This window comes from Actinomadura sp. ATCC 39365 (genome assembly GCF_054392275.1).
Genome location: NZ_CP184335.1, coordinates 10,449,583 through 10,461,040, shown reverse-complemented (window position 1 = coordinate 10,461,040; position 11,458 = coordinate 10,449,583). Strand labels below are relative to the sequence as shown.

10 protein-coding genes are annotated in these 11,458 nt (G+C 71.2%); 3 read left to right on the top strand and 7 right to left on the bottom strand.

Going from position 1 to position 11,458, the window contains the following annotated elements; all coding sequences use genetic code 11:
* Positions 1 to 26 precede the first annotated feature (26 nt).
* The 4 genes from ACNF49_RS49935 to ACNF49_RS49920 are packed head-to-tail and all read right to left on the bottom strand — an operon-like array spanning position 27 to position 4,445.
* The gene (locus ACNF49_RS49935) at positions 27 to 1,397 is read right to left on the bottom strand and encodes a GH1 family beta-glucosidase (RefSeq protein WP_482942053.1); all 1,371 of its coding nucleotides are present in this window, start codon (positions 1,395 to 1,397) and stop codon (positions 27 to 29) included.
* Entirely contained in the window at positions 1,394 to 2,197 is an 804-nt protein-coding gene (locus tag ACNF49_RS49930) for a carbohydrate ABC transporter permease (RefSeq protein WP_357970984.1), read from the bottom strand. The genes ACNF49_RS49935 and ACNF49_RS49930 overlap by 4 nt, the downstream gene beginning before the upstream one ends.
* Positions 2,194 to 3,153 carry a carbohydrate ABC transporter permease gene (locus ACNF49_RS49925; protein ID WP_482942052.1) on the bottom strand — a complete coding sequence of 320 codons (960 nt, stop codon included), beginning with the start codon at positions 3,151 to 3,153 and terminating at the stop codon, positions 2,194 to 2,196. Before ACNF49_RS49925 ends, ACNF49_RS49930 begins: the two co-directional genes overlap by 4 nt.
* Entirely contained in the window at positions 3,150 to 4,445 is a 1,296-nt protein-coding gene (locus ACNF49_RS49920; protein ID WP_482942051.1) for an ABC transporter substrate-binding protein, read from the bottom strand. Before ACNF49_RS49920 ends, ACNF49_RS49925 begins: the two co-directional genes overlap by 4 nt.
* A gap of 190 nt (positions 4,446 to 4,635) precedes the next feature.
* Here ACNF49_RS49920 and ACNF49_RS49915 point away from each other — a divergent pair, with 190 nt between their 5' ends.
* On the top strand, positions 4,636 to 5,598 hold the full coding sequence (locus ACNF49_RS49915) for an alpha/beta hydrolase-fold protein (protein ID WP_482942050.1): 963 nt from the start codon (positions 4,636 to 4,638) through the stop codon (positions 5,596 to 5,598).
* Here the strand turns inward: ACNF49_RS49915 and ACNF49_RS49910 are convergent.
* Both ACNF49_RS49910 and ACNF49_RS49905 read right to left on the bottom strand, forming a co-directional pair.
* Positions 5,582 to 6,478: a serine/threonine-protein kinase gene (locus ACNF49_RS49910; protein WP_357970988.1), complete on the bottom strand. Its 897-nt coding sequence runs from the start codon at positions 6,476 to 6,478 to the stop codon at positions 5,582 to 5,584. The two genes, ACNF49_RS49915 and ACNF49_RS49910, sit on opposite strands and share 17 nt — an antisense overlap.
* A 38-nt stretch (positions 6,479 to 6,516) precedes the next feature.
* The gene (locus ACNF49_RS49905) at positions 6,517 to 8,346 is read right to left on the bottom strand and encodes an HsdM family class I SAM-dependent methyltransferase (protein ID WP_482942049.1); all 1,830 of its coding nucleotides are present in this window, start codon (positions 8,344 to 8,346) and stop codon (positions 6,517 to 6,519) included.
* 75 nt (positions 8,347 to 8,421) lie between these two features.
* Here ACNF49_RS49905 and ACNF49_RS49900 point away from each other — a divergent pair, with 75 nt between their 5' ends.
* Together ACNF49_RS49900 and ACNF49_RS49895 are read left to right on the top strand one after the other, a co-directional pair.
* A complete protein-coding gene (locus tag ACNF49_RS49900; RefSeq protein WP_357970990.1) occupies positions 8,422 to 9,192 on the top strand; it encodes a PP2C family protein-serine/threonine phosphatase in 771 nt (256 codons plus the stop codon).
* Between the two features lie 124 nt (positions 9,193 to 9,316).
* Positions 9,317 to 10,339 carry a CHAP domain-containing protein gene (locus ACNF49_RS49895; RefSeq protein WP_482942048.1) on the top strand — a complete coding sequence of 341 codons (1,023 nt, stop codon included), beginning with the start codon at positions 9,317 to 9,319 and terminating at the stop codon, positions 10,337 to 10,339.
* Between the two features lie 10 nt (positions 10,340 to 10,349).
* Here ACNF49_RS49895 and ACNF49_RS49890 read toward each other — a convergent pair whose 3' ends face one another.
* A complete protein-coding gene (locus ACNF49_RS49890) occupies positions 10,350 to 11,402 on the bottom strand; it encodes a glucose 1-dehydrogenase (protein WP_482942047.1) in 1,053 nt (350 codons plus the stop codon).
* Positions 11,403 to 11,458: the final 56 nt, after the last annotated feature.

The following is an 11,458-nucleotide window of genomic DNA, read 5'->3' as shown; positions in this document are numbered from 1 at the left end:
ACCAAGAGGGAGAGCACGGAAAAAATCTACAGGCCGTTCCTGCTGATCACGTCGCGGTACCACAGAGCGCTGTCCTTGGGCACCCGGGCCTGCGTCGCGTAGTCCACGTGCACGATGCCGAACCTGCGCCGGTAGCCCTCGGCCCACTCGAAGTTGTCCAGCAACGACCACACCAGGTAACCGCGCAGGTCGGCGCCCGCCTCGACGGCCCGGTGCAGCTCGCGCAGGTGCCCGTCCAGGTACGCCACGCGCTCGTCGTCGTGCACCCGGCCGTCCTCGACCAGGTCGTCGAAGGCCGCGCCGTTCTCGGTGATCATGAGCCCGACCTGCGGATAGTCCTTCGAGAGCCGGACGAGCAGCCGGGACAGGCCGTCGGGCACGATCGGCCAGCCCATCACGGTGACCGGGGCGTCCGCCGTGGCGAAGCGCACGTCGTCCGAGCCCGGCCAGGCGGCGTCGGCGGGCAGCCCCGGGCCCGACTCGACCACGCACGGGTTGTAGTAGTTGACGCCTACCAGGTCGATCGGCGCGTTGATCAGCTCCAGGTCGCCGTCGTGGACGTGCGCGGTCCCGCCGTTGCGCGCCGCCGCCGCGAGGACCTCCTCCGGGTACCTGCCGTGCACCGCGGGGTCGAGGAACTGCCTGGTCAGCAGGGCGTGGACCCGTTCGGCGGCGGCCGCGTCCGCCTCGCCGGCGACCGCCGTGGGGTCGTTGACCTGGGCCGGGGTGAGCACCGGCGCGGAGTTGACCACGAGCATGATGCTGCGCGCCCCCGCCGCGCGCAGCCCGCGCGCCGCCAGGCCGTGGCTGAGCAGCAGGTGGTGGGCCGCGCGCATGGCCTGGCCAGGGTCGCGGCGGCCGGGCGCGTGCACGCCGTTGCCGTAGCCGAGGAAGGCCGACACCCAGGGCTCGTTGAGCGTCGTCCAGTGGGTCACCCGGTCGCCGAGCCGGTCGTGCACGGCCTGGGCGTAGTCGGCGAAACGGTAGGCCGTGTCGCGGTTCGTCCAGCCGCCGTGGTCTTCGAGGGCTTGGGGAAGGTCCCAGTGATAAAGCGTGACATAGGGCGAAATTTCGGCGGCTAGTAGTTCATCTACGAGCTTGTCGTAGAAGGCCAAGCCGCGCGGGTTGATCGGCCCCGTCCCCTCCGGCTGCACGCGCGGCCAGGCCACCGAGAACCGGTAGGCCCGCAGCCGCAGCTCGCGCATCAGCGCGACGTCGTCCTTGTACCGGTGGTAGTGGTCGCAGGCCACGTCGCCGGTGTCGTCGCCGGCGACCTTCCCGGGGGTGTGGGAGAAGGTGTCCCAGATCGAGCGGCCGCGCCCGTCCTCCTTGACCGCCCCCTCGATCTGGTAGGAGGCCGTGGCGGCTCCCCAGACGAATTCCTCGGGAAACTTCATCCCTTAACAGCTCCTTGCATGATTCCACCGATGATTTGCCTGCCGAACAGGGCGAAGACCGCCACGAGCGGCAGGACGCCGACCGCCGTGCCCGCCAGGCCCAGCACGTAGTCGTTGACGTAACCGCTGGCCAGCGTCGACAGAGCCACTTGGACGGTCGGGTTGTCCGGGTTCAGCACGACCAGCGGCCAGAAGTAGTCGTTCCAGGCCGACATGAACGTCAGCATGCCGAGCACGGCCGCCGCCGGCCGCGCGGCGGGCAGCACGACGTGCCAGAACAGGCCCCACGTCGTGCACCCGTCGACCCGCCCGGCCTCCAGCAGCTCGTCCGGCAGCGCCCGGGTCAGGTACTGGGTCATGAAGAACACGCCGAACGCGTTGACCAGCGCCGGCACGATCAGCGCGTAGTCCGTGCCGGTCCACTCCAGCTTCACCATGAGCAGGTAGAGCGGGATGATGCCGAGCTGGGCCGGGACCATCATGGTGGCCACGGTGATCACCAGCATGGCGTTCCTGCCCCGGAACCTCAGCTTGGCGAAGGCGAACCCGGCCAGCGTCGAGAAGAACATCACCGCGACCGCGATCGAGCCCGCCACGATGACCGAGTTCAGCAGCGCCAGCCCGAAGGGCACGGTGTCGAACACGCGGGCGACGTTGTCGAAGAAGTTCCCGCCGGGCAGCAGCGGCGGCGGGACCTCGGCCAGCGCCGAGTTGTGCCGCGAGGCCACCACGACGCTGTAGTAGAGCGGGAAGGCGGAGAAGAAGGCGACCGCGATGAGGGTCAGGTAGCGCAGTCTCATGTCGTGCCGCCCTTCACCCTGCGGCTGATCAGGAAGTTGATCCCGGCGGCGACCACCACGACCAGGAACATCAGCCAGGACGCCGCCGAGGCGTACCCGAAGTCGAACCTGGTGAAGCCCTGCTCGTAGACGAACAGCGCGAGCGTCTGGTACTGGCGGTCCGGGCCACCGCTGGCCGCGCCGCCGCCCGCGCCGCTGCTCTGGCCGAACAGCAGGGGCTCGGCGATGATCTGCATCGCGCCGATCGTGGAGACGATGACGACGAAGATGATCGTGGGCCGGATCATCGGGATGGTGATCCGGCGCAGCTGGGTGAAGCTGCTCGCGCCGTCGAGGGTGGCGGCCTCGTACAGCTCGCGCGGTACGGCCTGCATGGCGGCCAGGAAGATGAGCGCGTTGTAGCCGGTCCAGCGCCACATGATCATCACGGAGAGCGCGATGTGCGAGGTCGCGGTGCCGGCCGCCCAGTCGATCTTCCCGATGCCGACCCACGACAACACCCAGTTGATCAGCCCGAAGTCGCGGCCGAAGAGCTGGCTGAAGATCACCACCACGGCCACCACGCTGGTGACGTTGGGCAGCAGCATCGAGATGCGCAGCAGCGTCTGGAAGCGCAGCCGCCGGTTCAGCAGGTGGGCCAGCCAGATGGCCAGCAGGAGCTGCGGCACGGTGGACAACACGCCGATGGACAGCGTGTTGAAGGTGGCGTTCCAGAAGTAGCCGTCGGCCAGCAGCGTCTGGAAGTTCTTCGCGCCGACGAACGTGTGCTCCTCCGACAGCAGGGTCCAGTCGTGCAGGCTCACCCAGGCCGTGTAGACGAGCGGGAACAGCCCGAAGGCGCAGAAGAGCAGGAAGAAGGGGGCGACGTAGGCGTACGGCGACACCCTCACGTCGAGGGTGTGCCGTACGCCACGCCGCCGGTGCCGGGCCGGCGCCGACAGCGGGAGCGTACTCATTTGATCTTCTGGACGTCCTGGAGGACCTGCGCCCACGCCTCGTCGGGCGTCTGCTTGCCCTGCTCGACCCGGCCGAGCCCGTTGCCGATCGCCACCCGGACGTCGGCCTCCTTCGGGCCGAGGTGCTGCGGCTTGAGTGCCTTGGCGGCGTCGGAGTAGATCTTGCCGATGGGGGCGTCGCCGAAGAACGGCTTGGTGAAGTTCTGGATCGAGGGGTCGTCGTACAGCGCCGGGATCGACGGGAACGTGCCCTCCTCCTTGAACACCTTGGCCTGGTTCTCCTTGGAGGTCAGGAAGTCGATCAGCTCGGCCGCCTCCTTCGGGTGCTTGCTCTGCTTGGGCACCATCAGATGCGAGCCGCCGCTGTTGCCCGAACCGCCCGGCACGGTCGCGATGTCCCACTTGCCGGAGGCGTCCTTGGCCTGCTCCTGGATGAACCCGGTCATCCAGGCCGGGCAGATGATCGTGGCGAACGAGCCCTTGGCGAAGCCGGTGTTCCACGGCGGGGTGAAGGCGGCCAGCTTGGCGGTCAGGCCCTCCTGGGTGAGCTGGTTGGACAGGTCCCACGCCTTCTTCACGTCGGGGTTGCTGTCCACGATGATCTGGTCCTGGGCGTCGTACAGGCCGACGGGGGCCTGGTTGACCATGGCCCGGAAGATCTCGCCGGGGGAGTCGACGAACTTGGCGCCGGCGACGTCCGCGGCGCCGAACTTCTTGCCGGTCTCGATGTACTGCTCCCAGGTCGGCCAGAGAGCGCTCACCTCGGTCCGGTCGCTCGGCAGCCCGGCCTTCTTGAACAGGTCCTTGCGGTAGCACATGGCCAGGCCGCCGACGTCGGTGCCGAGGCCGAGGAGCTGCTGCCCGTCCTTGCTGAGGCCCTGCTGCCATTTCCAGTCGAGGTAGTCGCCCTGCCGCTTGTCCAGCCCGTACTGCTTGAGGTCGACGAACTTGCCGGGCTGGGAGGTGAACGTGCTGACGTAGCCCACCTCGACGGCCTCGACGTCACCCGCGCCGGCGTTCGTGGCCAGGCGCTTGACCAGGTTGTTGTGGTGGTCGTTGAACTGGGTGACGGCCTCCGTGATCTCGATGTTCGGGTGGGTCTTCTTGTATTCCTCGTAGAGCGGTTTGAAGCCGAAGTCGCCGAAGAGGCCGATGGACAGCTTGATCTTCTCGCCGGGCTTGGCGCTCGCCTCGGTGGCGGGGCTTCCGCCGCCGCCACCGCAGGCCGTCGCCAGCGCGAGCAGGGACGCGGTGAGCACGGGCAGGGCGAGCCGCCGGACACGAGGGGTCATGGAAACCCTCCTGGGTAGAACGGGGGATGTGAGAGAGCGCTCTCTCGCCAGATTCGCGGCCCATACGCCACCCTGTCAACGGTGTCCGGATAACGATCGGCGTTACCGAGAGAGCGCGTTCAGGGCGGGCGGGGGGGCGGGTGGGGTAGGGTGCTGCAACGTCTCCGACCGGATCGAGGAGCAGCCCGCCTTGACGAGCGACCTTCCGCCCGAGACCCTGCCGGTTCCGCGTCCGGGCGCGACCGTCACGCCCGTCGTCAGCCGGCTCGACGACGAGCACGACGCGGTCACGTTCCTGTGGCGCGGCCCCGCCCGGGAGGTGCGCGTCCTGGCCGGCAGGCTGCGTCCCGACGGCGCCGACGCGCTGCTGGAGTGCGGGCCGGACCTCTGGAGCCGCACCTTCCGCGTGCGGCGCGGCTGGCGCGCCTCCTACCACCTCCAGGTGGACGGCGAGCAGGTCGCCGACCCGCTCAATCCCCGCCGGTGGCGCGGCTTCTCGATCGCCGAGACGACTCCGTCGTCACCGTGGCTGGTCCCCGGCCGGCGCCGCCACGAGCTCGTCCGCGAGCCCGTCGGGTTCCGGTACGAGCCCGCGCTCCCGCCGGTCTGCTCGCTGGTCGCGCTCGACGGCGAGGAGTGGACCGAGGACCTGCCCGTCGTCCTCGACAACCTCATCGCGGCCGGCCGCATCCCGCCGGTCCGGGCCTGGCTGGTCGAGTCGGGCCCCGACCGCACGGCCCGGCTCACCTGCGACCCCGGCTTCGTGGACGCCCTGCCCCACGACGGCTTCACCGTGATCGCCGGCCAGAGCCTCGGCGGGCTCACCGCCGTCTACGCCGCCCACCGGCATCCCGGCAGGTTCGCCGCGGCGGTGTCGCAGTCGGGCTCGTTCTGGTGGCCGGACGGGCCCGAGCCCGAATGGCTGACGGGCGAGCTGGCCAGGGGCCCGGTGCCACGCGTGCACCTCCAGCTCGGCAGCCTGGAGGACGACGACATGCACGGCCCGACCGAACGGCTGCGGGCCGTGCTCGGCGCGGCGGCGGACTACCGGGAGTTCGCGGGCGGCCACGACCGCTACTGCTGGCGCGACCGCCTGGGGGATGCCCTGATCGCCGCCTTCGCCGGGTTCCGGAGCCCTACGACCGGGGGCTGAGCACGCGGCCCACCATGCGGGCGTACATGCGGCCGGGGCTCGGCGCCTCGGCCAGGAAGCCGGGGAGCATCGGCAGCTCGACGGCAAAGGGGGCCAGCCGCTCGTACAGCTCGTCGGCGTCGGCGGGACGGTTCTCCGGCTGCTTCTCCAGCAGTTCGGCCAGGAGCGCGCCCAGCTTGTCGGGAAGGCCGGGGATGGCCGGCGGACGCTCCTTGACCTGCTGCTCGAACACCACGTAGTCGGTCGGCCCGGTGAAGAGCTGCCGCCCGGTCAGCATCTCGTGCAGGACGCAGCCGAGCGAGTACAGGTCGCTGCGCGGCTCGGCCACGCCGTGCTGGATCTGCTCGGGGGCCATGTACGCCGGCGTGCCGAGGATCTGGCCGATCCGGGTGAACGTGGTGACGTCGGCGTCCCGGAGCAGCGCGAGCCCGAAGTCGAGCACCTTGACGCTGCCGTCGGGGCAGAGCATGAGGTTGGTCGGCTTGAGGTCGCGGTGGCAGATCGCCAGGGCGTGGGCCGCCGACAACACCGCGCACGCCTGGGCCGCGATGGCCGCCGCCCACGGCACCGGCAGGGGGCCGTGCTCGCTGACCACGTCGGCCACGGTGACGCCCTCGATGAACTGCATCACCTGGTAGAGCCGCTGCTCGTGGGTGCCGAAGTCGTAGAGCACGGGCGCGCCCGGATGCTCCAGCCTGGCCAGGATGCGCGCCTCGCGGATGAACCGGCGTTCCAGCTCGTGGTCGGGGCCGCTCGGCAGCCTGAGCAGCTTCACCGCCACCCTGCGGTCGAGGTGGCGGTCGTGGCCCGCGTAGACCGCGCCCATCCCGCCCTGCCCGAGGGGGAGGTCGTCGAGCTCATAGCGGTCGCCGATGACCATTCGCCCCTCCACGCAGCCTTTCGGGAAAAACTACACCGTCAGGACTGCGGGTGCAGATGGCCGTCGGCCAGCCCGTCGAGGCCGAGCCTGATCAGGGTGCGGCCGAGGGTCGAGGTCTCGCGCAGCGCGTCCTCCAGCACGGCCAGTTGCCTGAACGCCTCCCCGTACGCCTTCTGCTCCTTCAGCGACAACCGCGGCACGCGGGTGCGGCGCACGTCGAACCTGCTGGACCCGGTGGTCACCCGGCCGCCCGCGGCCCGCAGGAAGCCTGCCAGGAAGTCGGGGTCGAGCCGGCGGGCGTCGACCCGGTAGAGGGTCAGGTGGGGGCCGAGCACCGCGCCGCCGTCGGCGATCACCCGCACCCCGGAGTAGGAGGCCACCACGTCGCCGGGACGGATCACGATCAGGCCGGGCTGCATGCTGGTCAGGCCGGAGGGCGCGCTGCCGCGCAGCACGTCGTCGGCCGTGAGCACGGCCACGTCGCCCCCGTCGGCGGCCATCTTGGGCGGCGCCTGGGACGTGCTCACCAGGCCCTCCTTGATCAGGTCGCCCAGCGTCGTGGACGGCTGGTCGAGCGGCTGGTCGAGCACCTTCAGGTCGGGCGGGACGGCCGCGGCGGCCAGGAAACGGTCGCGGGCCTGCGCGAAGGCCCGGCCCACGTCGTCGCGGCGCTGGTGGCGGGCCGGGGTCATGTCGACCTCGTCGGCCAGCAGGTCGATGATGCGCACGGTCTGGTCGGAGCGGTCGTCGAGGTAGGCCAGCCAGGCGGGCTCGACCGGCGCCAGGTCGGCCGTCGCGTCGAGGATGAGCACCTCCGACGGCGGCCGCTCGCCCGCCCTCGGCCGGCGCAGCAGCCACAGGTCGGAGCCCGGCAGCGCCACCACCGCGCGCAGGGCTCCGGCGCGCAGCAGGTTGGCCCTGATCCGGCGGCCCGCCTTGCGGCTCGCGGCGGCCGGCGGCATGAGCACGGCGACCAGGCCGCCGGGCCGGACGTGGGTGAGGCAGTGCTGGACCCAGGCCAGCTCGGGCTCGCCGCGCGGCGGCAGGCCGTGCTCCCAGCGCGGGTCGCCGGTCAGCTCCTCGTAACCCCAGGCCCGCTCGTTGAACGGCGGATCGCACACCACGGCGTCGGCCTTGACCTCGGGGAAGCCGTCGAGCCGCATGGAGTCGCCGGCCACGATGTCGGCCTGGATGCCGCGCAGCCGCAGGCGGGCGGCGGTGATGGCGGCCGAGGTCTCGCTGAGCTCCTGCCCGAGCACCCGGGCGGGCCGGCCACGGCCGGGCGGCGGGTCGTCGCCCTCGGCGGGCGCGGGGCCGCCGGGAACGGCCTCGGACCGTTCCGGCGCGCCGGGCGGCGGCAGGAGCAGGGTGCCGACCCCGCAGGCCGGGTCGAGGACGGTGGCGCCGTCGGCGCGGACGAGCCGCAGCATCAGCTCGGCCACGTCGTGGCGGGTGACCGAGAGCTGGCGGGAGTGGGCCTCCAGGTAGCGCTCGCAGAGGAACTCGTAGGCCGTCAGCGCGCCGTGCCGCTCGGCCAGCTCCGACACGAGCCCGGCCAGCTCGGGCTCCAGCTCGCTCTCACCGCTGGTCAGCAACGTTCCAGCCTGGGCGACCAACCGGCCCAGCCGCAGATCGCCGGCGGCTTTCAGGCGTTGCCACACCCGATCTCCCAGCGAGACCTGGTAGGACTTCCCATAGCGGCGCAGCCAGGACTCGACCTGCCGCAGCGAGAACAGCGGCTGGTTCGCGGTTCCGCCGATCGGCTGGGGGAAGTCGTCGTGGCGGCGGCGCCAGTTGCTCACCGCGGCACGCCCGACACCGGCGAGCCGGGCGATGTCCCCGGCGTTCACGGTCGGGTCGTGGCTCATGAGGCCACAGTAGTTCACAAGAGTCTTCAGCGCATCTGCTTGTGAAGTCTTTCAACCAATGATTTACTGCTGGGTATGAAGCACAACATCCGCTATGCCGCCGGATCAGACGTGGGCCGCCGCAGGGAGCAGAACGAGGATTCCGGCTATGCGAGTGGCCGGTTGCTCGTGGTTGCCGACGGAATGGGCGGGCACGCGGCCGGCGAGCTGGCGAGCTCGGCGGCGATCGCCGTCATGCGCGAGCTGGATGCCACGCTTCCCGAGACGGGCTCGGACCTGGAGGCGGCCCTGGAGGGCGCCGTGCACGAGGCGGCCCGCAGGCTGGTCGAACTGGCCGACATCGACCCCGCCCGCCGGGGGATGGGGACCACGGTGACCGCCATGCTGTGGGACGGCTACCGGTTCGCCCTTGCTCATCTCGGTGACTCCCGCGGATACCTGCTTCGTGATGGTGCGCTCTATCAGATGACCAAGGATCACACACTTGTGCAGTCGATGGTGGACGAAGGGCGGATAACAGAGGATCAAGCCGCCGTGCACCCCCGGCGTTCCATGGTGCTGCGCGTCCTGGGCAGCGAGGGCCGGGCCGAGCCGGACATGGCGCTGCGCGAGGCCGAGCCTGACGATCGTTACCTCCTCTGCTCCGACGGGCTCACCACCGTGCTCGGGCCCGAGGTCCTGCACGAGGTGCTGACCACGGTGGCAGACCCGGCGGCGGCCGTCCAGCGGCTCATCGACCTGGCGAACGAGGGCGGCTCGCCCGACAACGTCACCGTGATCGTGGCCGACGTGGTGGCGCCGGGCGCGGGCGAGGTGAGCGTCTACCGCGTGGGCGCTGGGACCTGAGGAGCGGCGCACCACCCGCCTCAGCAGTCACATGCGTCCCAATGCCGAAATTTGGGCCCATAAATAGACACTTTCTGAATGATTCGAGCAAATTCGCGATGGCGCTACTACAGTCCATCGTGATTTGTCGGTTTTTCGGGGAGGAGTCACCCTGGACCCGATCGCGGACGCGCTGCTGAAGCAGGTACGGCAGGAACTCGGTTACAAGGAGAAGAGCGGCCAGACCACCAAATTCGGCCAGTGGTACGCGGATCGCGTCGCGGACACCCAGTACCGCGACGCGCCCTGGTGTGACATGTTCATCGCCTGGGCGGCCGACAAGACCGGCCTCGGCCCGTACGTCGGGCAGTTCGCCTGGACGCCCTCCCACGCCGCCTGGTTCATCAAGCAGAAGGCGTGGGCGCAGCGGCCCGAGCCCGGCGCGCTGGTCTTCTTCGACTGGGGCGGCGGGAAGAGCTACAAGGGCGTCGACCACGTCGGGATCGTGGAACGGGTCGAGGGCAAGAAGATCCACACCATCGAGGCCAACGTCGACCGCGTCTGGCTCAAGCGCAAGGTCAGGGACACCGACAAGGTCGTCGGCTACGGCCTTCCCCGGGTGGTCAAGGCCACGGCCGACCAGGCGGTCGAGATCCGTTCGACCGAGCGGCCGTTCGTGCCCGCGCCGCGCACGGACGTGGGCCGGTCCTCGCCTCTCGACGTCCTGGGCACGCCGCCCGCGTTGCTGGTCGCGATGGTGCTGGTGACCGTCGTGCTCTCCTTACGCGTGACCGGCCGCCGTCGTGGCGTCCACCGTCGCTTCGGCTGGCTGCGGTTCTGGAACGCGCCAGAGGGCCGCGGCGCCGGGCGGACGAGGGACGGCGAGGAGTGGGCGCCGCGCGTGACCGTGCTCACGCCCGCCCCGCCGCCGCGCGAGACCGCCGGGATCCGCGTGGGCACCGCTCCCTCCGCCCCGACCGCCTCCGCCCCGACCGCCTCCGCCCCGACCGCCTCCGCCCCGACCGCCTCCGCCGCGGTCCGGCCCCGGGCCGTCCGGGCGGTGGCGCCCGAGGTGCCCGCCCCGCGTGACGGCCGGACGGGCGCGGGACGACCGGCCGCGGGCCACGTCCCCGCCAACCGCCGCAAGCCCTACACCCCCAAGAACTGAGGCCGGGGGATCAGGAGGTGAGGTCGAGGACCACCTTGACGTCGCCGGGCTCGTGGGCGAAGGCGTCCTTCGCCCGGGTGAGGGGGACGCGGCGGGTGACCAGGCGTTCGAGCCAGCTCCGGTCCGCCTGGGCCAGGGCGGTCGCGGCGTCCCGGAAGTGGCGGAGGTTGGCGTTGACGGTGCCGAAGACCGCGTCGTTCTCCAGGACGATGTCCCGGTTGATCTCGCTGACGTCCAGCCGGTGGGTGCGCCCGCCCGCCCCGAGCCCGGCCAGGCAGACGATCCCGGCCGCGGACGTGCAGGTCAGCGCCTCCATGACGAGCTGCCCCACCCCGGTGCCCTCGATGATGATGTCCGGTTTGGCGTCGGTGAAGGCGTCCAGGTTGTCACCCACGTGGTACGTCGCCCCCAGGTCGGCCACCAGCGCGGGCTTGGCCCCGCCCGCCGTCCGGTCCAGGACGTGCACCTCCAGCCCGCGCTGCCGGCCCAGCAGCGCCGCCAGCAGCCCGATCGGCCCCGCGCCGGTCACCAGCACCGTGCGCGGCTCGAACCAGGCGCGCGAGCCGATCCGCTCGATGTGCTCCCACGCCTTGGCCACCACGGACGTCGGCTCGACGAGCATGCCCACGCTCTCCAGCGACGGGTCCAGGCGTACGGCGTACCCGGCCTTGACCGCCCACTGCTCGCTGGCGTAGCCGTCGATCTCCTTGATGCCGCGCTCGGTGTAGCGGCCGTTGCGGCACATGTCGAACTCGCCCCGCGCGCAGGCCCCGCACGGCTCGGGGTCGGGCCGGCGCACCACGCCCACGACCAGGTCGCCGGGGGAGAAGGCGGACCCGTCGGGCACCTGGAGCACCCGGCCGAGCGACTCGTGGCCGATGACCATGCGGCTCCTGCCGGGCGGCGCCCAGCCGTACTCGGCCGCCGCCAGCTCCCTGTCGGTCCCGCAGACCCCCAGGGCCAGCCCCTGCACGAGCAGCTCCCCGGGCCCCGGCTCCGGCTCGGGCACCTCTTCCACCTCGAGCGTCCCCTGCCGGCCCGGCTCGAACGTCAACGCGCGCATCGGCGTCACCCCCTGGGGCAGTCCTTACCCAGACCGGAAGGAGCTACGAGGACGTC